This window comes from Microbacterium sp. MMO-113, assembly GCF_037148555.1.
Classification (GTDB): Bacteria; Actinomycetota; Actinomycetes; order Actinomycetales; family Microbacteriaceae; genus Microbacterium.
Window position 1 is genome coordinate 950074 of the sequence record NZ_JBBCTD010000001.1, and the last position, 26400, is coordinate 976473.

25 protein-coding genes are annotated in these 26400 nt (G+C 70.0%); 5 read left to right on the forward strand and 20 right to left on the reverse strand.

Translation table 11 applies throughout. From position 1 onward, the window contains the following. The 5 genes from ruvX to WFJ36_RS04580 form a co-directional block, all read right to left on the reverse strand. Nucleotides 1–474 carry a Holliday junction resolvase RuvX gene (gene ruvX, locus WFJ36_RS04560; RefSeq protein WP_060923676.1) on the reverse strand — a complete coding sequence of 158 codons (474 nt, stop codon included), beginning with the start codon at nucleotides 472–474 and terminating at the stop codon, nucleotides 1–3. After that, complete coding sequence (alaS, locus tag WFJ36_RS04565; RefSeq protein ID WP_336642733.1) at nucleotides 471–3131, reverse strand: alanine--tRNA ligase; 2661 nt, start codon at nucleotides 3129–3131, stop codon at nucleotides 471–473. Before alaS ends, ruvX begins: the two co-directional genes overlap by 4 nt. Nucleotides 3132–3186: 55 nt before the next feature. Next, on the reverse strand, nucleotides 3187–3375 hold the full coding sequence (locus WFJ36_RS04570; RefSeq protein WP_025103513.1) for a hypothetical protein: 189 nt from the start codon (nucleotides 3373–3375) through the stop codon (nucleotides 3187–3189). 110 nt (nucleotides 3376–3485) lie between these two features. Then, nucleotides 3486–4115 (reverse strand): 30S ribosomal protein S4, encoded by a 630-nt coding sequence (rpsD, locus tag WFJ36_RS04575; protein WP_025103514.1) that lies wholly within the window; start codon nucleotides 4113–4115, stop codon nucleotides 3486–3488. A 181-nt stretch (nucleotides 4116–4296) separates the two neighbouring features. After that, nucleotides 4297–5661 (reverse strand): replication-associated recombination protein A, encoded by a 1365-nt coding sequence (locus WFJ36_RS04580; protein ID WP_336642734.1) that lies wholly within the window; start codon nucleotides 5659–5661, stop codon nucleotides 4297–4299. 100 nt (nucleotides 5662–5761) lie between these two features. Here WFJ36_RS04580 and WFJ36_RS04585 point away from each other — a divergent pair, with 100 nt between their 5' ends. Then, the gene (locus WFJ36_RS04585) at nucleotides 5762–6064 is read left to right on the forward strand and encodes a hypothetical protein (protein WP_071328647.1); all 303 of its coding nucleotides are present in this window, start codon (nucleotides 5762–5764) and stop codon (nucleotides 6062–6064) included. Nucleotides 6065–6079: 15 nt separating this feature from the next. On the opposite strand, the gene WFJ36_RS04590 is transcribed toward WFJ36_RS04585, so the two are convergent. Continuing rightward, nucleotides 6080–6832 carry a winged helix-turn-helix domain-containing protein gene (locus tag WFJ36_RS04590; RefSeq protein WP_336642735.1) on the reverse strand — a complete coding sequence of 251 codons (753 nt, stop codon included), beginning with the start codon at nucleotides 6830–6832 and terminating at the stop codon, nucleotides 6080–6082. After that, complete coding sequence (locus WFJ36_RS04595) at nucleotides 6829–8616, reverse strand: FAD-dependent oxidoreductase (protein WP_336642736.1); 1788 nt, start codon at nucleotides 8614–8616, stop codon at nucleotides 6829–6831. The genes WFJ36_RS04590 and WFJ36_RS04595 overlap by 4 nt, the downstream gene beginning before the upstream one ends. A 278-nt stretch (nucleotides 8617–8894) precedes the next feature. On the opposite strand from WFJ36_RS04595, the gene WFJ36_RS04600 reads away from it, so the two are divergent. Further along, a complete protein-coding gene (locus tag WFJ36_RS04600; protein ID WP_292789732.1) occupies nucleotides 8895–10247 on the forward strand; it encodes a DUF349 domain-containing protein in 1353 nt (450 codons plus the stop codon). A 59-nt stretch (nucleotides 10248–10306) separates the two neighbouring features. After that, the gene (locus WFJ36_RS04605) at nucleotides 10307–10855 is read left to right on the forward strand and encodes a hypothetical protein (RefSeq protein ID WP_336642737.1); all 549 of its coding nucleotides are present in this window, start codon (nucleotides 10307–10309) and stop codon (nucleotides 10853–10855) included. On the opposite strand, the gene WFJ36_RS04610 is transcribed toward WFJ36_RS04605, so the two are convergent. The 10 genes from WFJ36_RS04610 to pdxS all read right to left on the reverse strand — a co-directional run bounded on the left by WFJ36_RS04610 (nucleotide 10842) and on the right by pdxS (nucleotide 21092). Beyond that, complete coding sequence (locus WFJ36_RS04610; RefSeq protein ID WP_336642738.1) at nucleotides 10842–13094, reverse strand: RelA/SpoT family protein; 2253 nt, start codon at nucleotides 13092–13094, stop codon at nucleotides 10842–10844. The genes WFJ36_RS04605 and WFJ36_RS04610 overlap by 14 nt on opposite strands. 65 nt (nucleotides 13095–13159) lie before the next feature. Further along, nucleotides 13160–14149 (reverse strand): protein translocase subunit SecF, encoded by a 990-nt coding sequence (secF, locus tag WFJ36_RS04615; RefSeq protein ID WP_071328653.1) that lies wholly within the window; start codon nucleotides 14147–14149, stop codon nucleotides 13160–13162. Further along, a complete protein-coding gene (gene secD / locus WFJ36_RS04620) occupies nucleotides 14149–15879 on the reverse strand; it encodes a protein translocase subunit SecD (RefSeq protein ID WP_071328654.1) in 1731 nt (576 codons plus the stop codon). The genes secF and secD overlap by 1 nt, the downstream gene beginning before the upstream one ends. A gap of 55 nt (nucleotides 15880–15934) precedes the next feature. Continuing rightward, nucleotides 15935–16330, reverse strand: a complete 396-nt coding sequence (locus WFJ36_RS04625; protein WP_292789822.1) for a preprotein translocase subunit YajC — start codon at nucleotides 16328–16330, stop codon at nucleotides 15935–15937. 78 nt (nucleotides 16331–16408) lie between these two features. Further along, nucleotides 16409–17434 carry a Holliday junction branch migration DNA helicase RuvB gene (gene ruvB / locus WFJ36_RS04630; RefSeq protein ID WP_071328656.1) on the reverse strand — a complete coding sequence of 342 codons (1026 nt, stop codon included), beginning with the start codon at nucleotides 17432–17434 and terminating at the stop codon, nucleotides 16409–16411. After that, a complete protein-coding gene (gene ruvA, locus WFJ36_RS04635; protein WP_336642739.1) occupies nucleotides 17427–18047 on the reverse strand; it encodes a Holliday junction branch migration protein RuvA in 621 nt (206 codons plus the stop codon). Before ruvA ends, ruvB begins: the two co-directional genes overlap by 8 nt. Before the next feature lie 9 nt (nucleotides 18048–18056). Beyond that, complete coding sequence (gene ruvC, locus WFJ36_RS04640; protein ID WP_071328658.1) at nucleotides 18057–18641, reverse strand: crossover junction endodeoxyribonuclease RuvC; 585 nt, start codon at nucleotides 18639–18641, stop codon at nucleotides 18057–18059. 45 nt (nucleotides 18642–18686) lie between these two features. Then, nucleotides 18687–19448, reverse strand: coding sequence for a YebC/PmpR family DNA-binding transcriptional regulator (locus WFJ36_RS04645; RefSeq protein WP_060922277.1), 762 nt, complete (start codon nucleotides 19446–19448; stop codon nucleotides 18687–18689). Nucleotides 19449–19618: 170 nt separating this feature from the next. Beyond that, entirely contained in the window at nucleotides 19619–20209 is a 591-nt protein-coding gene (gene pdxT, locus WFJ36_RS04650) for a pyridoxal 5'-phosphate synthase glutaminase subunit PdxT (RefSeq protein ID WP_292789744.1), read from the reverse strand. Beyond that, nucleotides 20199–21092, reverse strand: coding sequence for a pyridoxal 5'-phosphate synthase lyase subunit PdxS (gene pdxS / locus WFJ36_RS04655; protein WP_025103530.1), 894 nt, complete (start codon nucleotides 21090–21092; stop codon nucleotides 20199–20201). The genes pdxT and pdxS overlap by 11 nt, the downstream gene beginning before the upstream one ends. Nucleotides 21093–21181: 89 nt before the next feature. Between pdxS and WFJ36_RS04660 the strand changes: the two genes are divergently transcribed. Together WFJ36_RS04660 and pdxY are read left to right on the forward strand one after the other, a co-directional pair. Continuing rightward, nucleotides 21182–22489, forward strand: coding sequence for an aminotransferase class I/II-fold pyridoxal phosphate-dependent enzyme (locus tag WFJ36_RS04660; protein WP_071328660.1), 1308 nt, complete (start codon nucleotides 21182–21184; stop codon nucleotides 22487–22489). A 46-nt stretch (nucleotides 22490–22535) separates the two neighbouring features. Beyond that, nucleotides 22536–23387 (forward strand): pyridoxal kinase PdxY, encoded by an 852-nt coding sequence (gene pdxY, locus WFJ36_RS04665; protein ID WP_071328661.1) that lies wholly within the window; start codon nucleotides 22536–22538, stop codon nucleotides 23385–23387. Between the two features lie 40 nt (nucleotides 23388–23427). On the opposite strand, the gene WFJ36_RS04670 is transcribed toward pdxY, so the two are convergent. From WFJ36_RS04670 to WFJ36_RS04680, 3 genes are all read right to left on the reverse strand, one after another. After that, nucleotides 23428–23982 carry an HIT family protein gene (locus tag WFJ36_RS04670; RefSeq protein WP_336642740.1) on the reverse strand — a complete coding sequence of 185 codons (555 nt, stop codon included), beginning with the start codon at nucleotides 23980–23982 and terminating at the stop codon, nucleotides 23428–23430. Further along, a complete protein-coding gene (gene thrS, locus WFJ36_RS04675; protein ID WP_292789824.1) occupies nucleotides 23979–25919 on the reverse strand; it encodes a threonine--tRNA ligase in 1941 nt (646 codons plus the stop codon). The genes WFJ36_RS04670 and thrS overlap by 4 nt, the downstream gene beginning before the upstream one ends. Before the next feature lie 121 nt (nucleotides 25920–26040). Beyond that, nucleotides 26041–26400: a YnfA family protein gene (locus tag WFJ36_RS04680; protein ID WP_071328664.1), complete on the reverse strand. Its 360-nt coding sequence runs from the start codon at nucleotides 26398–26400 to the stop codon at nucleotides 26041–26043.

The following is a 26400-nucleotide window of genomic DNA, read 5'->3' on the forward strand; positions in this document are numbered from 1 at the left end:
TCAGGCGGGCTCCTCGTCAACGGGGACCGGGGCACCGGCCGGGTTTCCGGTGCTCTTCTCCGTGTCGATCGCCTGCTGCAGCAGCACCACGGCGGCGACCTGATCCACAATGCTACGAGAGTTCTTCTGTGATCGCCCAGAACTCCGCAACGCCGCATGCGCGGAGACGGTGCTCAGACGCTCGTCGACGAGGCGGACCGGCACGCCGCTGCGCGCCTGAAGCGCCGCCGCGAACTCGCGCGCATCCACCGTCGACGGCGTGTCCGCACCCTGCATGTTCACCGGCAGACCGACGACGATCTCCAGCGGCTCGTACTCCGCGGCCAGCTCGGCGATGCGCGTGAGCGAGCGCTCGTCGCGCGGCACGGTCTCGACGGGGACGGCCAGCATGCCGTCCGGATCGGACCGGGCCACGCCCACGCGGGCCCGGCCGACGTCGATGCCGAGCCGGACCCCGCGGCGATAACCGCTCACGCGCCGCGCAGCTCCTGGGAGACGGCCTCGAGCGCGGCGGGCAGTGCCGCTGCGTCGGTACCGCCGCCCTGGGCGACGTCGTCCCGACCGCCGCCGCCTCCGCCGAGCACGCCGGCGGCGCGCTTCGCGAGCGCACCCGCCTTCGCGCCGGCACCGCGCGCGGCCTCGTTCGTGGCGACGACGACGACGGGGCGACCGTTGACGACCGCACCGAGCGCGACGACCGCGGGATCGGAACCCAGCCGGTCGCGCACGCCGTTGACGAGCTCGCGGACATCGTCCGCGGAGGCCACATCGCCCAGCGTCTGTGCCGCCACGCGGAAGTCCCCGACGCGCGTCGCGGCCTCGGCGATCGCGGGGATACGCCCCGCCCGCTCCTTCGCCTCGAACTGCGCGATGCGCTTCTCCGCGGCCTTGAGGCTCGCGGCGAGATCGGCGATCCGCTCGGGGAGCTGCTCGCGCGGGGTCTTCAGGGAGGCGGTGAGCTGCGACACGAGAGCCCGCTCTGCCGCGAGCTCACGGAACGCATCCGCGCCGACGAGAGCCTCGATCCGGCGGTTGGAGGCGCCGACCGACGACTCCCCCACCACGCTGACCAGACCGATCTCCGCACTGGTCGACACGTGCGTGCCGGCGCAGAGCTCTCGCGACCACGGGCCGCCGATGTCGACCATCCGCACGACGTCGCCGTACTTCTCGCCGAAGAGCGCCATGGCGCCCGCTTCCTTGGCCTCGTCGAGCGTCACGATGCGGGTGGTCACCTCGAGGGCGTCCTGCACGGCGCGGTTGGTGATCTCCTCGATCTCCGTGCGGGTGTCCGTCGACAGCGCCTGCGACCAGGCGAAGTCGAATCGCATGTACCCGGCGCGGTTCAGCGACCCGGACTGCGTGGCCGTCGGGCCGAGAGTGTCGCGGAGGGCGGCGTGCACGAGGTGGGTGGCGGAATGCGCCTGACGGGCGGCGCGCCGGTTCGCGGCGTCGACGATCGTCGTCGCGATGTCATCGACCGCGACCGTGCCGCGGGAGACCTCGACCGTGTGGCTGATCAGCCCGGGGACCGGACGCTGCACGTCGAGCACCTCGAGCTCGTAGCCCGGGCCCACGATGGTGCCCTTGTCGGCGACCTGACCACCCGATTCGGCGTACAGCGTCGTCTCGGCGAGCACGACCTCGGCGATCTGCCCCTCGGCGGCGCTGCGCACCGGCGCGCCGTCGACGAGCAGGCCGAGCACGCGGGACTCCACCTCGAGGGCCGTGTAGCCGTCGAAGCCCGTCTCGCCCAGCGCCCGCAGGTCGCGGTATACCGAGACGTCTGCGAGCTGGCGCTTGCGGTTGCGGGCGTCGTCCTTGGCGCGCTGACGCTGCTCCTGCATGAGGGAGTCGAACGCAGTGCGGTCCACGTCCAGCCCGGCCTCTTCGGCGACCTCCAGGGTGAGGTCGATCGGGAAGCCGTAGGTGTCGTGCAGCAGGAACGCCTCGGAACCGCTGAGGGTCTTCCCGCCGCCCTTCTTCGTCTCGTCGAGTGCCAGGTCGAGGATGGTCGATCCCTGGGCCAGGGTGCGCCGGAAGGTCTCCTCCTCGGCGAAGGCCGCCGAGGAGAGCACGGACCAGTCGCGCTCCAGCTCCGGGTACGCCGACTTCATCGCATCGCGGGAGGCGGCGAACAGCTCGGGGAACGCCGGGTCGTCGACACCGAGGAGCCGCATGGCGCGCACGGTGCGGCGCATGAGACGCCGCAGGATGTAGCCGCGGCCCTCGTTCGACGGACGGACGCCGTCGGAGAGGAGCATGAGCGAGGAGCGCACGTGGTCCGCGATCACCCGGAAGCGGACGTCGTCCTCGTGCACGGCGCCGTAACGGCGGCCGGAGAGTTCGACGGCGCGGTCGAGCACCGGACGCACCTGGTCGGTCTCGTACATGTTCTCGACGCCCTGCTTGAGGAAGGCGACGCGCTCCAGCCCCATGCCGGTGTCGATGTTCTTCATCGGCAGCTCGCCGACGATGTCGAACTCGGTCTTGCTGCGGATGTTCTCGATGAAGTCCTGCATGAACACGAGGTTCCAGATCTCCAGGAACCGCGAGTCGTCGACAGCGGGGCCGCCGTCCTTGCCGTAGGCCGGGCCGCGGTCGAAGAAGATCTCGGAGTCGGGGCCGCCGGGACCGGGCTGGCCGGTGTTCCAGTAGTTGTCCGCGCGGCCGAGGCGCTGGATGCGCTCCGGCTTGAGCCCGATGATGTCGCGCCAGATCGCCTCGGCCTCGTCGTCGGTCTCGTAGACGGTGACCCAGAGGTCCTTCTCGTCGAAGCCGAGGCCGCCGTCCGCCTCCGAGCTCGTCAGCAGCTCCCAGGCGTAGCGGATCGCGCCTTCCTTGAAGTAGTCGCCGAACGACCAGTTGCCGAGCATCTGGAAGAACGTGCCGTGACGCGCGGTGCGCCCGACCTCCTCGATGTCGTTGGTGCGGATGCACTTCTGCAGGTCGGCGATGCGCGGGTGCGGCGCCGGGACCACGCCCGTGAGGTACGGGATCATCGGGACCATGCCGGCGACCGTGAACAGCAGCGAGGGGTCGTCGCTGACCAGGGATGCCGAGGGGACGATGAGGTGGTCGTTCTTCTCGAAGTAGGAGAGGTAGCGCTGCGCGATTTCCGCAGTTTTCATAGGAGTGCCGGATGTCCTTGCGTGAGGGGGCGCGCCGAGGCGCAGATGCGGGGGGTCAGTTCTCGCCCGGCTCGGTCAGCCGAGCCTCCTGCGCGCGATACGCGTCGCTGAGGATCGCGGCGAGGCCGTTGAGGCGGGCGTCAACGTCGGCCAGGATGTCGTGGCCCCGCGGGTCCTTGTTCATGAAGTGAGCCGCGACGAAGCCGCCGATCACGCCGATCAGGAACCACAGCACATTCTTCATGTCGTCATCCTTGCCCTAGAGCCGCGAAGGCGCGGTCTCTCCATCGTAGGCGGAAACGACAGGAGGCGTCGGGAACCCCGACGCCTCCTGCCTGATGTTCTTCCGCTGGATCAGCGGGCCGCGTAGTACTCGACGACGAGCTGCACTTCACAGGTCACGGGGACCTCGGCGCGCTTCGGACGACGGACCAGACGGGCCTGGAGCTTGTCGAGCTCGACCTCGAGGTAACCCGGAACGGCCGGCAGGACCTCGGCGTGACCGCCGGCGGCCGCCACCTGGAAGGGCTCGAGGCCCTCGCTCTTGGGCTTGACGTGGATGAGCTGACCCGGCTTCACGCGGAACGACGGGCGGTCGACGAGCTGGCCGTCGACGAGGATGTGACGGTGCACGACGAGCTGGCGCGCCTGTGCCGTGGTGCGGGCGAAGCCCGAACGCAGGACGAGGGCGTCGAGACGCATCTCGAGGAGCTCGACGAGGTTCTCACCGGTCAGGCCGTCCTGACGACGGGCCTCGTTGAACGCGATACGCAGCTGCTTCTCGCGGATGCCGTACTGCTCGCGCAGACGCTGCTTCTCACGCAGACGGACGGCGTAGTCGCTGTCGGCCTTGCGCTTGGTGCGGCCGTGCTCACCCGGAGCGTAGGGACGCTTCTCGAGGTAGCGGGCGGCCTTGGGGGTGAGGGCCACGCCGAGGGCGCGGCTGAGACGCACCTTGCGGCGGTCCTGGGACTTCGTGACCACGAAGTTATCCTTCCGATGACGTGGACGTGGATTTCACGTCCGACGGACGTATCACCGCGTTCTGCCTCGGGGCGCACGCCGGGGTGCCGTCGAGGTGGGGTGTGAACGAGGAGATGCCCGAAAACTCGGTTTCGAGCCGCTCAAGTCTAACAGACGGCGGCAGACGCCCGAGGTCGTCGGCTCACCGGTCGCCGAGGATGCGCCGGATGCGCTCCAGCCGTGCGCTGATGTCGCGCTCCGCGCCGAGGTTCTTCGGCTCGTAGTAGTGCCGACCCTCGAGCTCGTCCGGCAGGTACTGCTGCGGGACGATGCCGTACTCGCTGTCGTGCGCGTAGCGGTAGCCGCGACCGTGCCCGAGGCGCTTCGCCCCGGGGTAGTGCGCGTCGCGGAGGTGAAGGGGCACGCGCCCGAATCCCCCCGCGCGGATGTCGGCGATGGCGGCGTCGATGCCGACGTAGGCCGCGTTCGACTTCGCGGTCGTGGCCAGATACACGGTGGCTTCTGCGAGCGGGATGCGCCCCTCCGGCATTCCGATGAAAGCCACGGCGTCAGCGGCGGCCACGGCGATGCCGAGCGCCTGAGGGTCGGCGAGACCGACGTCCTCGGACGCGGAGATGACGAGCCGTCGGGCGATGAAGCGCGGATCCTCCCCCGCCTCGATCATGCGGGCGAGGTAGTGCAGTGCGGCGTCCGGGTCGGAACCGCGGATCGACTTGATGAAGGCGCTGATGACGTCGTAGTGCTCGTCGCCCTGGCGGTCGTAACGGAGCAGGGCCTTGTCGACGGCCTGTGCCACGTCGTCGGCGGTGACCTCCGGGACGACCGTCTCCCGGTCTTCGCCGTCGTCATCGGCCTCGGAGGCGGCGGCGTGCGAGAGCGCCACGGCAGCGGCGGCCTCCAGTCCGGTGAGAGCGCGACGGGCGTCCCCCGAGGCGAGGCGGATCAGAGCAGACCGTGCTTCGTCGCTGAGCGCGACCGCACCGGAGAGTCCGCGGGCATCCGACACCGCGCGGTCCACGAGCACGCCGATGTCGTCATCGGTGAGCGGCTGCAGCGTGAGCAGCAGCGACCGGGACAGCAGGGGCGAGATCACCGAGAACGAGGGGTTCTCCGTGGTCGCGGCGATGAGGATGACCCAGCCGTTCTCCACACCGGGCAGGAGCGCGTCCTGCTGGGCCTTGGTGAAGCGGTGGATCTCATCGAGGAAGAGGATCGTCGTCTGCCCGTAGAGATCGCGCTGGGTGATCGCCTCCTGCATGACCTCCCGCACATCCTTGACGCCGGCGGTGATCGCGGAGAGCTCGACGAAGCGGCGCCCGGATGATCGGGCGATGGCCTGGGCAAGTGTGGTCTTGCCGGTGCCGGGCGGGCCCCAGAGGATGATCGACACCGCGCCGGGGGAACTGGCCTCTGGGTCGGCGAGGGCCACGATGGGCGACCCGGCCCGCAACAGGTGGCGCTGCCCCGCGACCTCGTCCAGCGACACCGGGCGCATGCGCACGGCGAGCGGTGTCTGCCCGGAGAGCAGGGCGGAGGGAGAGGACATTCCTCCAGGCTAACGGCGGCCAGGGACACGAGGCGAGGCCGGGGCCCCGGTAGGCTCTCAGGCGACGCCGTAGACCGGCGTCGGACGGGAGAAGCAGGGCATGGCCGCACGCGGTTCCAAGAAGGCGCAGACACGCACCGAGGCGGAGCGCGCCCGGCTGCACACCGCTCGCACCCGCTGGCACCAGGACCAGATCCGTCGACGCACTCGCGACAACATCATCGCGGTCACAGTCGGCTCCCTCATCGTCGTGGGCGCCATCGTCAGCCAGGTCGTGCACGCGCAGGTGACCACGCCGGAGCCGACGCCCGCGCCGTCGCCGACCTCGTCGATCGCTCCCTCCCCGGCACCGAGCGACACCCCGAGCCCGGCACCGACCGCACCCGAGACCCCCTCGGAGTGAGGCCCGCCGGCGTCGTCAGTCCTCGTCGAGGACAGCGAGCCGATACCCGCGCTTGACCACCGTCTGAACGAGGTCGAAGTCGTCGAGGGCCTCCCTCAGCCGCGCCACCGCGACCTCGACCGCACGCGCACTGCGGCGACCGCCGGGGAGCAGCTGGCCGATCTCCGCCCTCGTGAGCACGCGCCCGTCGGCGACGAACAGGGCCTCGAGGATGCTGACCGCGCCGCGGGAGAGCGGCACGAAGCCGCCGTCGATCACCGCGCCGCCACTGCGCACCGCCAGCCGACCCGCCGCAGTCCGCCGCTCGAGGACCCCCTGTGTGAGAGGGGCGAGAGCGCTCCGGGCGAGGTCGTCCGCGGTGGGCCCGCACGACGTCGATGCCGGCAGGCCGCTCTCCACCAATCGCGCGGTCGCGGCGGCGTCGGTCGTGGCGAGCAGCAGGCGGGACGCACGTGACCGTTCGCGGATGGCGTCGAGCATGCCCAGCCGTTCCACGGTGGCGAGCCACCCCGGCAGAGCCTCCGCCACGGGGAACAGCACCGCGTCCACCTGACCGGACGCGATCCGGTACAGCGTCCGCTTCGCGCCTGCGGGGATCGCGTGGTCCGCCCGCGGCGGAGTGATCCGGACGACCTCCGAGCCCGTCGCCGCGAGGATCCGGAGGAGCGTGTCGACGTCGACCGGCTCCGGGCGCACCGGCCGCGGCACCTCGACCACGACGACACGGCAGCCGACGAGGGCCGGAGCGGGGCGCGGGGGCGCACTCACGCGGAGCCCTTCGCCGACCTCGCGCCACCGGCACGCCGATTTGCCCGTGACGGCTGTCGGACGACGCCGACCGGACTTCCGGGCCGCGTGAGGTCAGCCCCGCCAGGTTTCTCCGGAACGACGGCGCCGGCGCTTCGCAGGTCCGCGAGTGCGTCCGGTATGTCCGCCGCCCGGAGCCCGCTGACGGCGAGGAGCCCTCGATCGATCCGTACCGTCGCCTCGCGTCGTGCCGCGAGATGACCCACGACGAGGAGCAGCGCACCGTCGGACTCGTCGCCGACGCGCACCTCCAGGACGGGAGCGGCCGTCGTCCCGCGAAGTCGCACCTCGGAGCGCGGGGTTCCGTGATCGCCGTGCCATACGGCGGCGTCCGCCTCGGCGCACTCCTGCAGCGCGAGCGCGAGACGGCGGAGACAGGGGCCGCAGCCGCGGCTCTCCACGGCACCGTCGAGAGCCTCCGCGACGGTGCGGATTCCTCGGTCCGTGAGCTCCGCAGCCAGCACCGCCAGGGGCGAAGACATCAGCCCGTGTCCACAGGCCGCCGCACCGTCCTCGGCCACGGCGGCGGACAGGAGCTCCCGCGCCGCCCGCAGGCCATCGGGCATCCCGGGCGCGAAGCCGGCGAGCGGAGCGTGCGCCGGCGCCCCGATGACCGTCGCGCGGTGCACCACGCGCGCATCCTCCGACAGCACGACCTCACCGAACACGCGGTCTCCCCCGCTCGGAAGAGGGACGGAGACCGTCGGCCCGTCACCATCCGCGAGACGCGAGGTCACGATCTCGATACCGCCGGGGCTCCCGCGCCACCCGTGTCCCGCCGGGCTCGCGATCCGAGCGTCGAGCAGGGCCGCCGCCGCTCGATCCGCGGACGCCAGCGCAGCCTCCGTGCCGCCGGATCCCGGGTCTACGGCGACGTCGCCGATCGCCAGGACGCGCGAGTCGGGCGTCCTCCCGTCCGCGTCCACGAGGAGACCGCCGCCCACCCGCGTGGGGAGCCCCGCGTTCCGTGCCAGCTCATCCCGCGCCCGCGCACCCGTCGTCACGATGAGGTCGGTCCGCGCGAACGTGCCGTCCTGGAACTCCACGGCCGTCACCGCGCCCGTCGCGTCCGGGTCGACGCGGGTCACCCGCGTCCGCGTCCGGACGACGATGCCGCGCGCCTCGACGACCCCGCGGAGTGCGGTCGCCGCGGGAACCGTGAGGTGTGCGGGCAGCAGGTGATCGACGGTGTCGACGATGGTCGTCTGCACCCCGGCGTCGTGCAGCACGCACGCGACGTCCACTCCACCCTCGTCGCCGCCGACGACGATAGCGCGCAGAGCCCGCGGCACCTCCGTCGCACGGACCGCCAGGAACGCACGCAGCATGTGCGCGTCCTCCATGGTGCGCAGGGCGAAGGAGCCACGGGCACGGATCCCCGGCACGTCGAGCCGCTGGGCGTGGGTCCCCGTCGCGAGCACGAGCGCGTCGTAGTCGTACCACCGCTGCGAACGAGTCCGCACGCGGTGCCCTCCCCTGTCGATCCGCAGGACTCTGTCGTCATCGATGAGGCGCACGCGGTCGTCGCGGAACGGCGCGCGGTCGAGCTCCCCTGCCGACGCCGGGCCGCCGCCGACGACGCGCGCCAGACCGGAACGCTCGTACGGCAGGCGTCCCTCGTCCCCGAACACCGTGATCCGCACGGCACGGTCCGGGTCCTCCAGCATCCGTGCGACGAAGCGATGCGCCGCGACGCCCGCCCCCACGACGACGATCTCCGCCGTACGCGCTGCGTTGTCGTCCATGGAACTCCTGTCGACCTGGGGACTGTCGTGGTCGCGACGATAGGAGCGCCGTGTTACTCGGAGATGACGCGGAGTGTTTCCTGCGTCGAACGTTCTGCTCACGAAACGGTAACGTCCCACCCCGCGAGACCCCGCCTCGTCGCCGAGACCCCGCCTCGTTCGCGCACGAATCGCGGGGTCTCGGCGGGAAGACGGGGTCTCGCGGATAAGAGAGGGCGTACTAGGCTGAGCCTCGTCCTTTCCGCCTCCCGCGGCGTGACCGCGCAAGGAGAATCATCGTGTCTGCCAACGAGCCCGCGAAGCCGACCCCGCCCGTTCCCACCCCGCCCGGAGTGCCGATGCCGCGGAAGGCGCCGACACCGGCCGCCGTCGCGCCGGCCGCGGCGAAGCCGACCCCGGTCTCGTCCGCCGGCGACTGGGGCCGCGTCTCCGAAGACGGCACCGTCGAGGTCCGCGAAGGCGAGTCCTGGCGCGTCGTCGGTCAGTACCCGGACGGGACCCCCGATGAGGCTCTGGCCTACTTCGTCCGCAAGTACGACGACATCGCCTTCAAGGTCGTCGCCCTGGAGCAGCGCCACCAGGCCGGCGGCGCCTCCGCGAGCGACCTGTCCAAGCAGGCCGCACACCTCATCGACGAGGCCACGGATGCCGCGGCCGTCGGCGACCTCGCGGGGCTCCGCGACCGTCTCACCGCGCTGACCGCGTCTCTGTCCGAGGCCACCGCCCAGGAGGCGCAGCAGGCGAAGGAGCTCGTCGAGCAGGCCGTCGCCGAGCGCACCGCCCTCGTCGAGCGCGCCGAGGCCATCGCCGCCCGCGACCTGAGCAAGGTGCAGTGGAAGCAGGTCACCGCCGAGCTCAACGAGCTGTTCGAGTCCTGGCAGGCCCAGCAGCAGAACGGTCCGCGCCTGTCGAAGGGCGTCTCGCAGCAGCTCTGGAAGCGGTTCCGCGATGCCAGGGCCGTCGTCGACAAGCACCGCCGGGCGTTCTACTCCGAGCTCGACGATGCACACAAGGCGGCGCGTGACGCGAAGTCGCGACTGGTCGAGCGCGCCGAAGCCCTGGCCCCGCGCGGCGTCGACGGCATCCCCGCCTACCGCTCGCTCCTCGACGAGTGGAAGACGGCCGGACGCGCCGGACGCAAGGCCGACGACGCCCTCTGGGCGCGTTTCAAGGCCGCCGGAGACGCGCTCTACGCCGCTCGTGCCGAGCAGGCCGCAGCGGAAGAAGCCGACTCCGCTCCGAAGATCGAAGCCCGCCAGGCGCTGCTCGAGCAGGCCAAGGCGGTCGCCGACGAGCCGAACATCAAGCGCGCCCGCGCCCTGCTCACGCGCATCCAGCGCGAGTGGGACGAGGTCGGCCGCATCTTCCCGCGCGACAAGGAGCGTGCCCTCGACGACAAGCTCCGCGTCATCGAGCAGGCACTCAAGGCCCGCGAGGACGTCGACTGGAAGAAGAACAACCCGGAGACCAAGGCTCGTGCGAACGACATGAGCTCACAGCTCCACGAGGCGATCGAGAAGCTGGAGGCGGAACTGGCAGCCGCCGAGAAGGCCGGTGACAGCAAGGCCGTCAAGGAGGCCGCGGACGCCCTCGAGGCCCGTCGCGCCTGGCTCAACGCCCTGGGCGGCTGAGCTCTCCACAGATCCACTGATCTCCGCACGAGCGGGGTGCCGGCCGCCACACTGGCGAGATGCACCCCGCTCTGCTGTATCTGCCCGGCGCGCGACTCAGTCTCTGTGAACTCAGCGCCGCCCGCCTCGACGGACATGTCGTCGAGATCGGCGACGCCTACATCCCCGCAGATCTTCCCGAATCCGCCGATGTCCGTGCGAGCAGCATCGCCGCCCTGGTCCAGGAGGGTGCCGCCGCATGCGGGCCGAGCGCCGCCTGGATACACGGCGCGGGCGATGCCCCGCCGTCGATCCATCATGTGCGTCGCTGTGTGGAACGTCGCGTGCGCCCGCGCGTGCACACCCGCGTGTCGTTCCACGACACGATGGTCCCCGCGTCGGACGTGCGCCGCCTCGGCGGGATACTCGTGACATCTCCCGTCCGCACGATGTGCGATCTCGCCACGACGCTGCACCGCGATCCGCGTGTGCTGTCCTGGATGCAGGCGCTTGCCCCTGCCCACCCCGCGGCTCTTGAGGGTGCGATCCGGACCCTCAAGAGAGGGCACCGGGTTCCCGGGAGCGTCAGCGGTCTCGCCGCGCTGGAGCGTCTGATCAGGAGGAGGTGACGCGGTACACGTCGTAGACCGCATCGATCCGGCGCACCGCGTTCAGGACGCGGTCCAGGTGCACGGCGTCGCCCATCTCGAACACGAAGCGGCTCAGCGCCAGGCGCTCGTCCGTCGTCGACACGGTCGCCGAGAGGATGTTCACGTGGTGCTCGCTGAGCACCCGCGTGACGTCGGAGAGGAGGCCGGAGCGGTCAAGGGCCTCGACTTGGATCTGCACCCGGAACACGCTCTTCGTCGTCGGCGCCCAGGAGACCTCGACGAACCGGTCCTGCTCGCCGCTGAGGGCCTTCACGTTCACGCAGTCCGCCCGGTGCACGGAGACGCCGCTCCCCCGCGTGACGAACCCGACGATCGGATCGCCGGGGACGGGCGTGCAGCACTTCGCCAGCTTCACCAGGATGTCGTTCGCGCCACGCACGAGCACACCGGAATCGCCGCCCCGGGACTCGCGGGTCTGGACGCTTCCCGGCAAGTCGATCGCCCCGGTCGTGGGCTCGTCGGTGGCGACGAGCGCGGTGACCTTCTCGAGCACCGACTGGGTCGAGACGTGCCCCTCGCCGACGGCGGCGTAGAGACCCGAGACATCCTCGTAGTGCATCTGGTGGGCGACCTCGGTGAACGAGTCCTGGCTCATCAGCCGCTGCAGCGGCAGGTTCTGCCGTCGCATCGCGCGCGCGATGGCCTCCTTGCCCTGCTCGATGGCCTCTTCGCGGCGCTCCTTCGTGAACCAGCCGCGGATCTTGTTCCTGGCGCGTGTGCTCTTGACGAAGCCGAGCCAGTCCTGGCTGGGTCCCGCATCCGGGTTCTTCGACGTGAAGACCTCGACGACGTCGCCGCTCTTCAGCTCCGACTCCAGCGGCACCAGGCGTCCGTTGACCTTGGCGCCCATGGTGCGGTGCCCGATCTCGGTGTGCACGGCATAGGCGAAATCGACCGGAGTGGCACCGGCCGGGAGGCCGATCACGCGCCCCTTCGGAGTGAAGACGTAGACCTCCTTGGCGCCGATCTCGAACCGGAGGGAGTCGAGGAACTCCCCGGGGTCTGCGGTCTCGGCCTGCCAGTCGGAGATGTGCGCGAGCCACGCCATGTCGGTGTCGGAGGCGCGGACCTCGGCCTTGCCGCCGCCGTTCATCCGCTCCTTGTACATCCAGTGCGCGGCGACACCGTACTCCGCCTGGTGATGCATCTCGTGCGTGCGGATCTGGATCTCGACCGTGCGTCCGGCCGGGCCGATCACGGTCGTGTGCAGCGACTGATAGAGGTTGAACTTCGGGGTGGCGATGTAGTCCTTGAACCGGCCGGGCAACGGCGTCCAGCGCGCGTGGATGGCGCCGAGCACGGCGTAGCAGTCGCGCACGGACGACACGAGGACACGGATCCCGATCAGGTCGTAGATGTCGTCGAACTCGCGGCCGCGGATGACCATCTTCTGGTACACCGAGTACAGCTGCTTGGGTCGGCCGACGACCTTGCCGCGGATGCGCAGGTCGCGGAGGTCTTCATCGATCTCCTCGATGACCTGGCTCAGGTACTTCTCCCGCTGCGGGGTGCGCTGGGCGATGAGGCTGTGGATCTCGTTGTAGATCTTCGGATGGAGGACGGCGAAGGAGAGGTCTTCGAGCTCCGACTTGATCGCCTGGATACCGAGGCGGTTGGCCAGCGGCGCGTAGATCTCCAGCGTCTCCTTGGCCTTCTTCGCCGCCTTCTCCGGGGGGACGAAGCCCCAGGTGCGGGCGTTGTGCAACCGGTCGGCGAGCTTGATGAGCAGCGCGCGGATGTCCTTCGACATCGCGACGATCATCTTGCGCACGGTCTCGGCCTGCGCGCTCTCGCCGTACTTGACCTTGTCGAGCTTGGTCACGCCGTCGACGAGCATCGCGACCTCGTCGCCGAACTCGGCGGTGAGATCGGTGAGCGCGTAGCCCGTGTCCTCGACGGTGTCGTGCAGCAGCGCGGCGGCGATCGCGCGCGGCCCGAGACCGAGCTCCGCGAGGATCTGCGCGACGGCGAGCGGGTGCGTGATGTACGGCTCGCCGCTCTGCCGCTTCTGTCCCTCGTGCTTCTCCTTCGCCACGGCGTAGGCACGGGAGATGACGGCGAAGTCGCCCTTGGGGTGGTTGGCCCTGACGGTGCGGATCAGATTGTCGAGATCGTTGATCCGGGACGCACGCGAGAAGATGCGGGGCACCAGCCGTCGCAGACTCGAACCCTGCGATGCCGTCTGCGGCTCCGCCATCCACTCACCTCCGAATCAGACAATCCTACGCGCGCTGAGCGGGGGTCGGCCCCGCGACGGGGGCGTCAGGCTTCGACAGCCGCTTTGGCTCGCGCCGCGCGGATACGGGCGTCGCGCTCCTTGATCTGCGGCTCGTTCTCACGGAAGAGCGAGTACAGCGGCGCGGCCACGAACAGGGTCGAGTAGGTCGCCACGAGGATGCCCACGAAGATCGACAGCGAGATGTCGGTCAGCGTCTCCGCACCGAGCCAGAAGGCACCGATGAAGAGGATCGCGCCGACCGGCAGCGCGGCCACCACGGAGGTGTTGATCGAGCGGACGAGGGTCTGGTTCACCGCGAGGTTGACCGACTCCCCGAACAGCCGCGAGGTCTTCTCCCCGTCTTCCGTCGTGTTCTCCCTGATCTTGTCGAACACCACGGTGGTGTCGTACAGGGAGTACGCGAGGATCGTCAGGAAGCCGATGACCGCCGCCGGCGAGATCTCGAATCCGGCGAGGGCGTACACGCCGACCGTGATCACGAGCACGTCGAGCAGACCGATGATCGCGGCCGCCGACATCTTCCACGTGCGGAAGTAGATGGCGAGGATGAGGAAGGTCAGCGCGAGGAAGATCGCCAGGCCCCACAGCGACTGCCGGGTCACGCTCTCGCCCCAGGCCGGGCCGATGAACGAGGAGGTGACCGCATCCGGCTCGACGCCGTAGGCGTCGGCGAGGGCGCGTGCCACCTGCTGCGTCTCCGCCGCAGTCATCTGGTCGGTCTGCACCCGGATGTCCTGGTCGTTGACGATGACGACCTTGGTCGCGGCCCCGGGCACGACGGACTGCACCGCCTCGGACGCGGTGTCCTGGTCCGTGGTGTCGGGCGCGGCGACGGTGAACTGCGAGCCGCCGGTGAACTCGATCGAGAACTGGATCGGACGGAACAGCGGCACGAGGGCCGAGCCGACGACAAGAGCGATCGCGATGATGAACCAGAGGCGACGGCGTCCGACGAACGGGAAGGACGTCTTGCCCGTGTAGAGGTTGTTGCCGAACTCATTCATGGAAGGCATCAGTTGTCTCCCTCACTTCCGGCCGTGGTCTGTCTCTCGGCGGCGAGGGCCTCCGCCCGTTTGCGCTCGGCGATGGTCTGCCGGCGATCCGCCTCTCCGCGCGAACGCGCGTTCTTCGCCCCGCGCCCCGCGGACGCCGTCGCGACCTCACGGAACTGCGAGCGGCTCCGGTACACGGCGCCCAGGGCCTCCGGATCCAGACCGGAGAGCTTGTGCCCGCCGCCGAAGAACCGCGTACGAGCGAGCAGCTGCATGACCGGGTGGGTGAAGATCACGAAGATCAGCACGTCGATCACGGTCGTGAGGCCCAGCGTGAACGCGAAGCCCTTCACCGTCGAGTCGGCGAGGATGTACAGCACCACGGCGGCCAGGACGTTGATGGACTTGGAGATGTAGATCGTCCGCTTCGCCCGACCCCAGCCGTCCTCGACGGCACCCGTGATCGACTTGCCGTCGCGCAGCTCATCGCGGATGCGTTCGAAGTAGACGATGAAGGAGTCGGCGGTGAAGCCGATCGACACGATCAGACCGGCGACGCCGGCCAGCGACAGCCGGAAGCCGATCCGCCACGCCAGGATGCAGATGACGATGTACGTGAGCACCGCCATCACCGCGATCGACGCGATGATCACCGTCCCGAGCGCCCGGTACGACAGCAGTGAGTACACCGCCACGAGCGCGAGGCCGATGAGGCCCGCGATCAGACCGATCTGGAGCTGCTGGGTGCCGAGGGTCGCGGAGATCGTGTCCGAGCTCTGCACCTCGAAGCTGAGCGGGAGGGCTCCGAACTTGAGCTGGTCGGCCAGGGTCGTCGCGCTCTCCTGCGTGAAACTGCCCGAGATGCTCGGGCGGCCGTCGAGGATGACGCCGTTCATGCGCGGCGCGCTGATGACCTCGCCGTCGAGCACGAAGGCGAACTGGTCGCGCGGCGACAGCCCGTCGATGCGGTTCTGGTTGAGCCGCGTGCTGACCTGACCGAACGCGTCTGCGCCGTCGCCGTTCATCGTGAGCTGCACGATCCAGGCGCCCGAGCGCGGGTCGCGCCCCGCGGTGGCGTCGGTAATCGCGCGGCCGTCCAGCTCCGCCGGGCCGAGGATGAACTTGGCGGTGTCATCGGGCGAGCAGGCGATGACCGGCTCGTCCTTCGGCGCCTTCGACGGGTCGTTGGACGGGTTGGCGCAGTCGTACGCCTGGAACTCCGCCGCGAGCTTGTCGGTCACCCAGGACAGGTCGCTGGCATCGGTGGGCTCGGCCGTCGGCTGGTCGTTCAGCGACGGATCAGGGCTCGGGTACGGCGTGGAGTTGCCGTCCTCCCCCACGAACTCCGTGCTCGCGGCCGTCGTGTAGAGCACCGGGCGGAATTCGAGCTGCGCGCTGGACTGGATGCGCTCCCGGGTCTGCTCGTCCGCCTCACCGGGGATCTGGACGACGATGTTGCGTCCACCCTCGGTCGTGATGTCGGCCTCGGCCACACCGGAGGCGTCGACGCGCTGACGGATGATCGCCGCGGCCTGGTCGAGCTGCTCCTGCGTCGGTGCGGCGCCGTCCTCCGTCTCGGCGCTCAGGACGATCTGGGTGCCGCCCTGCAGATCGAGCGCCAGCTCGGGTGTCCACGAGCTCTGCTTGAAGACATACACACCCAGCGCGTTGATGCCGAAGAGCACGCCCGTCACCAGGAGCAGGCCGAGGAGGACCCGCCAGGCGTGACGGACAGGAGAGGATGAAGCCACGTGTGTTCAGCTTTCTGGAAGGACGGTGATCCGGGAGGCCGCGACGGCCCTCGTCTTACTTGTCGTCGGCGTCCCGCTCGAGGCGGGCGCGGGTCTCCTCCGGTGTCTCCAGCGCGGGAGCGGCGGTCTCGTCGACGACGTGGTCGTCCGCGGCGTCGGCGGGCGCGTCGACGATGGCGTCCTTGGGCTCCACGACCCGGAGGATCGCCTGGCTGTGCACCTCGATGACGGTGCCGGGAGCGATCTCCACCAGCGCCGGGGAGTCGAGGTCTTCGGCGTCGTACGCGACGATGGTGCCGTAGAGGCCGCCCTGCAGCAGGACCTTGGCGCCGGGAACCGTCTTGGTCGCCTTCTCCTCCTGCTCGGCCTTCATCTGCCTCGTGCGCTTGCGCGTGTTGAAGATCATGAAGATCAGCAGGACGGCGAGGAGTCCGAAGAGGACAAATTCCATGGGCATGGGGATGGCGCCTTTCTCAGGTGCACGCACCAGCCTTTGGGCGCACAGCGGTATCGGGGAAGTCTTCAGCGATTATAGGTCATCCAACTTCAGCATCCCGTCCGGGTGCGCCACGCCGAGGTGCGCGTAGGCCTCCGGCGTCGCGACCCGCCCCCGGGGCGTGCGACCGAGGAAGCCGATCCGGACGAGATAGGGCTCGACCACGCTCTCCACGGTCTCCGGTTCCTCCCCCACCGCGACCGCCAGTGTGCTGAGGCCGACGGGCCCGCCGCGGAACCGACGGACCAGGGCGTCCAGCACCGCGCGGTCCAGGCGGTCCAGGCCGATCGCATCCACGTCGTAGAGGTCGAGCGCCGCCCGCACACCCCCGAGGGTCGCCTCGCCTCCGCCGTGCACGAGCGCATAGTCGCGCACCCGTCGCAGCAGGCGGTTGGCGATGCGCGGAGTCCCGCGGGAGCGTCGTGCGATCTCGGAGAGCGAGTCGGTCGGCAGGTCGACGCCGAGCACGGAGGCGGACCGCTCGATGACCTGCTCCAGCTCGCCCTCGTCATAGAACTCGAGGTGACCGGTGAAGCCGAAGCGGTCGCGGAGCGGGTTCGGCAGCAGTCCGGAGCGCGTCGTGGCGCCGACGAGCGTGAACGGGGACAGCTCCAACGGGATGCTGGTGGCCCCCGCACCCTTCCCGACCATGATGTCGATCCGGTAGTCCTCCATGGCGAGGTACAGCATCTCCTCCGCCGACCGGGCCATGCGATGGATCTCGTCGATGAAGAGCACCTCCCCGGGCACGAGGCTCGACAGCAGCGCCGCGAGGTCTCCGGCGTGCTGGATGGCGGGACCGCTGGACATGCGCAGCGGACGATCGCTCTCGTGGGCGACGATCATCGCCAGCGTGGTCTTGCCCAGTCCGGGAGGACCGGCGAGCAGGATGTGGTCTGCAGGGCGGGACTGGAGGCGGGCCGCCTCCAGGAGCAGCTGCAGCTGTCCGCGCACCTTCTGCTGTCCCACGAACTCGCCGAGGCTCGATGGGCGGAGCGCGCCCTCGATGGCGAGCTCGGACTCGTCGGTCGGCTCGGTCGGATCGAGGGCGTCAGCCACGGCCCTGGCCTGCCTGCGCCGGGCCGAGGAGCGCGAGCGTACGCCGCAGGAGAAGCGCCACGGAGGCCCGCTCGGCGTCCGTCGCCTCCGTTGCCGTCTGGGTGGCCGCCTCGGCCGCGACCTTCTCCGACCAGCCGAGGCCCACCAGGGCGACCGAGACCTGGGCGACGACGTCGTCACCACTCGCAGCGGCAGCGGCCGACGGGGCGGCCACTGCCTGGACCTTGCCGGCGAGCTGTACGACGATGAGCTTCGCCGTCTTGGGGCCGATGCCGGAGACGCGGCGGAACGGCGCGTCGTCCTCTGCCGTCACGGCCTCCGCGATCTGGTCGGCGGTGAGGTGCGACAGCACACCGAGCGCCGACTTCGGGCCGACCCCGGTGACGCTGAGCAGCAGGCCGAAGATCTCCAGCTCTCCGCGATCGGCGAAGCCGAACAGCGACAGCGAGTCCTCCCGCACGATGAGGCTCGTGTGCAGGAGGAGCTTCTCCCCCACCGTCGCGGTGTGGGCGACATCGGCAGGGACGGCGACCGCGAAGCCCACGCCCCCGACGTCGATGATGACCTGGTCCGGCGTCGTGTGCAGCACGGTGCCGTGCAGAGAGGAGATCATCCTCTCAGTCTAGGAGCCGGCTCGTAGATATGTTCGAGCGACACGCTCCGCGTCGGCCCAGGCACGCTGCGCCGGCGTGAGGCCGCCGCCGGACCGGCTCGTCGAGGGAGCGCCGCGACGCCAGGCGTGACACAGGGCGATCGCCAGGGCGTCCGCCGCATCCGCGGGCTGCGGAGGCGCGTCCAGCCGCAGGATCCGCGCGATCATCGCCTGGACCTGACGCTTGTCGGCGGAGCCGTACCCGGTCACCGCAGCCTTCACCTCGCTGGGCGTGTGGGTCGCCGCCGGCAGGCCGGCCTCGGCCGCGATCAGGAGGGCGACGCCGCTCGCCTGCGCCGTGCCCATCACGGTGTGCGTGTTCTGCTGCGCGAAGACCCGCTCCACGGCGACCGCGTCGGGCCGGTGCTCGGCGATCGCGGCGCGGATCCCCGCCGCGACGATCGCGAGACGGTCGCCGATCTCCGCATCCGGGGCGGAGCGGATGACCCCCACATGGACCAACGTGCCGCGGCGGGCGCGATCGACGTCGACGATGCCCACACCGCACCGGGTCAGTCCGGGGTCGATGCCGAGCACGCGCAACGAAGTGGTCACCCGATCAGGCTAGGCCGCGTGCCTTGTCGTCGGCGCGCGCCGCGCCTAGGCGTCGTCGTTCTCGAGCTCCGCCTGGACCTCGGCGGACAGGTCGAAGTTGCTGAAGACGTTCTGCACGTCCTCGCTGTCCTCGAGCGCATCGATGAGGCGGAACACCTTGCGGGCGGTCTCGGCGTCGATCTCGACCTTGAGGTTCGGCACGAACTCGACGTCGGCCGACTCGTACTCGATCCCGGCGTCCTGCAGCGCGGAGCGGACGGCCACGAGGTCGCTCGCCTCGGTGATGACCTCGAAGCCCTCGGCGTGCGGCTCGATCTCCTCGGCGCCGGCCTCCAGCGCGGCCATCATAACGTCGTCCTCGGTCGTGCCCTCGGAACCGACGACGATGACGCCCTTACGGCTGAAGTTGTACGCCACGCTGCCCGGGTCGGCGAGGGTGCCGCCGTTGCGGCTGAGCGCGGTGCGCACCTCGGCCGCTGCACGGTTCTTGTTGTCGGTCAGACACTCGATCATGAGCGCGACGCCGTTGGGACCGTAGCCCTCGTACATGATCGAGGTGTACTCGACGGCCTCGCCGCCGATGCCGGCGCCGCGCTTGATGGCGCGGTCGATGTTGTCCTTGGGGACCGAGGTCTTCTTCGCCTTGAGCACCGCGTCGAAGAGCGTGGGGTTGCCCTGCAGATCGGCGCCGCCCAGCTTGGCCGCGACCTCGATGTTCTTGATGAGCTTGGCCCAGGACTTCGCACGGCGCGCGTCGATGACGGCCTTCTTGTGCTTGGTCGTGGCCCACTTGGAATGCCCGGACATAAGTCTCCGCTCGTCGTCTGCGCCCCGGAACGCCGCCCAGGGCGTCGTCCAGTCTATCGAACCGTGCCGCGGTGCCGCTGTTGTCCCGCTCGCGCAGGCGTTCGCGCGAGTTCAGGCACCTTCGCGCGGACGCGCCTGTTCTCGCGCCAGGGCCTGAACCCACGACACTGTCAGCGGCGAGATACCCGGTCGAGGAAGCGTCGGTGGAACCGCGTCTCGTTCGTGATCTCCGGGTGGAAGCTGAGTCCGAGCAGTCCGTCCTGCTCCACACCGACCACGCGACCGTCGGGCAGGCTCGCGAGCACCGAGGCCCGCGGTCCGACCGCCTCCACGACGGGTCCGCGGATGAAGGCGGCCGTGACCGGCTCGTCGAACGCGGGCACCATCAGCTCGGCCTCGAACGATTCGGCCTGACGCCCGAACGCGTTGCGCCGCACGACCGCATCGAGTCCGCCGAAACTCTGCTGTCCGTCGATCGCGTCGACGACCTCATCGGCCAGCAGGATCAGCCCCGCACAGGTGCCGAGCACCGGCATCCCCTCCGCAATCGCGTCCCGGATCGGCTGCTGCAACCCGAACAACCGGGCGAGCTTGTCGATCACGGTCGATTCACCGCCCGGGATCACGAGTCCGTCGACCCGGGCGAGCTCCTCGGGCCGACGGACCAGCGCCACGTCGGCGCCGAGCGCCTCGAGGAGCGCGGCATGCTCTCGCACGTCCCCCTGAAGCGCGAGGACGCCGACGCGCGGGCTACCAGCCACGCTCGGCGAGGCGGTGCGGCGCAGGCAGGTCGCTGACGTTGATGCCGACCATCGCCTCGCCCAGGCCGCGCGAGACCTCGGCGATCACCTTCGGGTCGTCGAAGAACGTGGTGGCCTTGACGATGGCCTTCGCCCGCTCCGCGGGGTTGCCGGACTTGAAGATGCCGGAGCCGACGAAGACGCCGTCGGCGCCGAGCTGCATCATCATCGCCGCGTCGGCCGGGGTCGCGACGCCGCCTGCGACGAACAGCACCACCGGGAGCTTGCCGGTCTCGGCGATCTCCGCGACGAGCTCGTACGGCGCCTGCAACTCCTTCGCGGCGACGAACAGCTCATCCTTCGGCAGCGCGGTCAGCGCGGCGATCTCTCCCCGGATCTTCCGGATGTGCTTCATCGCCTCGGAGACATCACCCGTGCCGGCCTCACCCTTGGACCGGATCATCGCGGCGCCCTCGTTGATGCGACGCAGCGCCTCCCCGAGGTTCGTGGCGCCGCAGACGAACGGCACGGTGAAGCCGAACTTGTCGATGTGGTTCACATAGTCGGCGGGCGAGAGCACCTCGGACTCGTCGATGTAGTCGACGCCGAGCTCCTGCAGCACCTGGGCCTCGACGAAGTGCCCGATCCGCGCCTTCGCCATGACGGGGATGGACACTGCGTCGATGATGCTGTCGATCATGTCCGGGTCGCTCATCCGCGAGACCCCGCCCTGCGCACGGATGTCCGCGGGGACACGCTCCAGCGCCATCACGGCGACGGCCCCGGCGTCCTCGGCGATCTTCGCCTGCTCGGCGGTGACGACGTCCATGATGACGCCGCCCTTGAGCATCTCGGCGAGACCGCGCTTCACGCGTGCGGATCCGGTGGTGGGCTGCTCGGTCATGGGGGTCTCCTGTCGGATGATCCGAAATCGGTTTTGATCTAGATCAAAGGTAGCACTGTCCGATCCACCTAGAATCTCGGAGGAGGATCATGAGCGAGCAGATCAGGGGAACCACCGCGGCCGAGATCGCGGACAGCGTGCGCGCCCTCCGGGATCGCGGCACGCTCCGGCCCGGCGAGGTCCTCCCTCCCGTGCGCGAGCTCGCGGCGACCCTCGGGGTCAACCGCAACACCGCGGTCGCCGCCTACCGCCAGCTCGCGCAGGCGGGTCTCGTGCACTCGCGGGGGCGCGCCGGCACCGTCGTCGCCGGCGTCGATGTGGTGCCGCAGGAGGGCTACGCGCCCGACACCGTCCTCCGCGACATCGGCACGGGCAACCCCGACCCGGCCCGGATCCCCGATCCGTCCCCGGCGCTCCGTACGATCGGTCGCCGACCCGTGCTCTACGGGGAGCCGGTGATCGACCGGGGTCTCGAGGCGTGGGCACGGGAGTGGATGGGCGCCGACCTCACCGGTCACGACTTCCGGGTCACCGTGACCAGCGGTGCAGTGGACGCCGTCGAGCGCCTGCTCGCCCAGGCCCTGATGCGTGACGACGCCGTGGCGCTCGAGGACCCCTGCTTCCTCGCGAGCATCCATACCGTACGGCTGGGCGGATACCGGGCCATCACGGTGCCGGTGGACGAGGAGGGGATGACGGTCGACGGTCTCCGCGCCGCTCTGGACGCGGGGGTCCGTGCCGTCATCTGCACCCCGCGCGCACAGAATCCGACGGGGGTGAGCCTCTCCCCCGTCCGCGCGAAGGCGCTGCGGGCCGTGCTCGCCGACCACCCGTATGTGCTCGTCATCGAGGACGACCACTTCTCTCTGCTCTCCCAGCGTCCGTACGAATCGCTGATCGGACCCGAGCATCGGCGATTCGCCCTGGTCCGCTCGGTGTCGAAGTTCCTCGGCCCTGACATGTGCCTGGCGCTCGCGGCGACCGACCCGGAGACGGCGGAGCGCCTGGCGATGCGGCTCAGCCCCGGCACCACCTGGGTCAGCCACCTGCTGCAGCGGCTCACGCTCGCCCAGCTCACCGACCCCGCCGTGCGCGAGGAGATCGCGGAGGCAGGCCGGCACTACGCCGCGCGGAACGCCGCGTTCGCGGGACGCCTGCGCGCGGAGGGGATCGACGCGCCCGACCCGGACGGCCTGAGCCTGTGGGTCGGCTTCGAGAAGCCCGCACGCACCGTCGCCGACCACCTGATGCGGCGCGGCTGGCTCGCGCGCACCGGTGATGACTTCGCGCTCGATGAGCGCGCCGAGCCCTCACACCACCTCCGACTCACCGTGCACGACCTCTCCGAGGGCGACACGGAGACCCTCATCGCCGACCTCGTCGCCGCCGGACGATGACCACCCGACGCGGGCACCGCCCCGCCCAGAATGAAAGGGACCGGGTATGAAGATCCTGTCCATCCAGTCCGCCGTCGCGTACGGTCACGTCGGCAACTCGGCCGCCGTCTTCCCGCTGCAGCGCATCGGCGTCGAGGTGCTGCCGGTCTACACCGTGACGTTCTCGAACCACACCGGCTACGGCGCGTGGCGCGGCCCGCTGATCGACCCGGCTGACGTCGGCGAGGTCATCACCGGCATCGAGGAACGCGGCGTGTTCGGTTCCATCGACGCCGTGCTCAGCGGCTACCAGGGCAGCGAGGGCATCGGCGACGTCATCATCGACGCGGTCTCCCGGGTGAAGGCTGCCAACCCGGAGGCGCTGTACGCGTGCGACCCGGTCATGGGCAACGCCAAGTCGGGCTGCTTCGTGGCTCCGGCCATCCCGATCCTGCTCCGCGAACGCGTGGTTCCGGTGGCCGACATCATCACGCCGAACCAGTTCGAGCTGGGCTTCCTCACCGAGACCGAGCCCGACACGCTCGAGTCGACCCTCGCCTCGGTCGACCTCGCCCGAGCGATGGGACCGCACACGGTGCTCGTCACGAGCGTCGAGCGGCCCGACCGCGAAGAGGGCACGATCGAGATGCTCGCCGTGGACGACGCGGGCGCCTGGCTCGTGCAGACCCCGCACCTGCCGATGAAGGCGAACGGCTCCGGCGACGTGACGGCGGCGCTGTTCACCGCGCACTACGTCGCCACCGGCAGCGCGCAGACCGCTCTGGAGCGCACCGCCTCCAGCGTCTACGACCTCTTGCAGGCCACGCTCGACTCGGGCGAGCGCGAGCTGCAGCTCGTCGAGGCGCAGGAGTTCTACGCGAACCCGCGGATGCAGTTCACCGCCCGCCAGGTGCGCTGACCCCTGCTCGGCCCTGGGTCTGGGACGCCGACGCGACGACTCAGCGTTCGGCGGCGGGCCAGGCCTCCGCGACGGCCTCCCGCACCTCTCCGAGGAGCTGCGGGAGCGCCTTCGTCTTGGCGATGATCGGGAAGAAGTTCGCGTCCGAGCGCCACCGCGGCACGACGTGCTGGTGCAGGTGCGCGTCCACGCCCGCTCCGGCCACCGCACCCTGGTTCATGCCGAGATTGAAGCCGTCGCAGCCGGATACCTCGCGGAGCACGCGCATCGCCGTCTGCGTGAGGGCGCCGATCTCCGCGACCTCCTCGGGCGTCGCCTGGTCGTAGGTGGCGATGTGCCGGTACGGGCACACGAGCAGGTGCCCCGAGTTGTACGGAAAGAGGTTCAGCAGCACGTACGCGGTCGCCCCGCGCGCCACGATGAGCCGCTCCGCATCCGGGTACTTCGGCGCTTCGCAGAACGGGCATTCCTCGCGCAGCGGTTCCGGCCCGGCCTGGATGTACGCCATCCGGTGCGGGGTCCACAGGCGCTGGAACTCGTCGGGCACCCCGACGAGACGGGAGGCGTCCTCGAGGTCCGCCTCACCGCCCGTCATGCGAGATCCCCTGCCTTCAGCACCAGCGCGTGCGACGTGATGGCCGCGCCGATCCGGCGCACCGCGTCGGCGACCGGCACGCCGTTCTCCTGCGTGCCGTCGCGGAAGCGGAACGACACCGTGCCTGCGGCGCGATCCTGCTCCCCCACGATGAGGATGAGCGGGACCTTCGCCGTGGTGTGGGTGCGGATCTTCTTCTGCATGCGGTCATCGGAGTGATCGACGTCGGCCCGCACGCCCGCCGCGCGCAGCTGCGCGATGACGTCATCCAGGTAGTCGCCGTACTGCTCGGCCACGGGCACGCCCACGACCTGGCTCGGCGCGAGCCAGAGCGGGAAGTCGCCGGCATAGTGCTCGAGGAGGATCGCGAAGAAGCGCTCGACGGAGCCGAGGAGCGCCCGGTGGATCATCACGGGCCGGTGCTTCTGCCCGTCGGGACCGGTGTACTCCAGCTCGAAGCGGTCGGGCTGGTTGAAGTCGAGCTGGATGGTCGACATCTGCCAGGTGCGGCCGATGGCGTCGCGGGCCTGCACCGAGATCTTCGGTCCGTAGAAGGCGGCGCCCCCGGGGTCGGCCACGAGCTCGAGACCGGACTCGATCGCGACCTCGCGCAGCGTGTCGATCGCGGTCGACCACTGCTCGGGCTCGCCCAGGAACTTCGGGTTGCCCTCCTCGTTCGTCGAGAGCTCGAGGTAGAAGTCGTTGAGGCCGTAGTCGCGGAGCAGGTCGAGCACGAGGTTCAGGTTGGTGGTGAGCTCCTCCTTGACCTGGTCCTGGGCGACGTAGATGTGCGCGTCGTCCTGGGTCAGGCCGCGCACGCGGGTGAGTCCGGACAGCGTTCCGCTCTTCTCGTAGCGGTAGACCGTGCCGAACTCGGCCAGACGCAGCGGCAACTCCCGGTAAGAGCGCCCGCGCGAACGGAAGATGAGGTTGTGGAACGGGCAGTTCATCGGCTTGAGGTAGTAGTCCTGGCCCTGGCGGGTGACGTTGCCCTCATCGTCGACGACCTCGTCGAGGTGCATCGGGGGGAACATGCCGTCCGCGTAGGTCTGCAGGTGCCCGGACGTCATGAAGAGATCCTTCTTCGTGATGTGCGGACTGTTGACGAGGTCGTAGCCGTTGCGCAGCAGGTGCTTGCGCAGGTTCTCCTCGATCTCGTAGCGGATGATGCCGCCCTTGGGGTGGAACACCGCCAGTCCCGAGCCGATCTCGTCCGGGAAGGAGAACAGGTCCATCTCGGCGCCGAGCTTGCGGTGGTCACGGCGCTCGGCCTCGGCGATGCGCTCCTGGTAGGCGCGCAGCTCGTCCTTCGTCGGCCACGCGGTGCCGTAGATGCGCTGGAGCTGCGGGTTCTTCTCGCTTCCCCGCCAGTACGCGGCGGCGATGCGGGTGAGGTCCCAGCCGTTGCCGATCATGCGCGTGTTGGGCAGGTGCGGACCGCGGCAGAGGTCCTTCCAGACGACCTCGCCGTCGCGGGTGGTGTTGTCGTAGATCGTGAGCTCGCCCTCCCCCACCTCGACGGAGGCACCCTCGGCGATCTCGCCCTCGGAGCCCGTCGAAGGGCCCTTGAGCCCGATGAGCTCGAGCTTGAACGGCTCGTCCGCGAGCTCCGCACGAGCCTCCTCGTCGGTCACGACGCGACGGACGAAGCGCTGGCCCTCGCGGACGATGCGCTGCATCTCCTTGGAGATCGCCTTGATGTCCTCCGGCGTGAACGGCGTGTCGACGCCGAAGTCGTAGTAGAAGCCGTCCGTGATGGGCGGACCGATGCCGAGGTTCGCCTGCGGGTTGATCCGCTGCACCGCCTGGGCGAGCACGTGCGCGGTCGAGTGACGCAGGATGTTCAGGCCGTCGGGGCTGTCGATCGTGACGGGCTCGACGTCGTCGGTCTCGGTGACCGTCGCAGCGAGGTCCTTCAGGACGCCGCCGACGCGCATGGCGACGACGTTTCGGTCAGAGAACAGGGCGAAGCCGTCGGTCGGCTGGGCGTTTTCAGGCACTGATCACTCCATCTGGGTCTGGATCTAGGCTACTCGTCCGCTCGCAGGTCGCCGACCGTCACGCGGCGGTCTCCGACAGCGGATCCGCGGCCGTCGGCGCGAAGATGATGATCGCCGCCCCGACCAGCGCCACCGCGGAGCCGATCACGTCCCACGAGGTGGGGCGGAATCCGTCGACGATGACGCCCCAGGCGAGGGAGCCGGCGATGAAGATCCCGCCGTACGCAGCCAGGACACGGCCGAAGTTCGCATCCGGCTGCAGGGCCGCGATGAAACCGTAGGCCCCGAGCGCCATGACCCCCAGGACCGCGAACAGCCAGCCCCTCTCCTCCTTCACCGCCTGCCAGACGAGCCAGGCGCCGCCGATCTCGGCGACGGCGGCGAGGAGGAAGAGGACGGTGATGCGCAGCACGGTCAT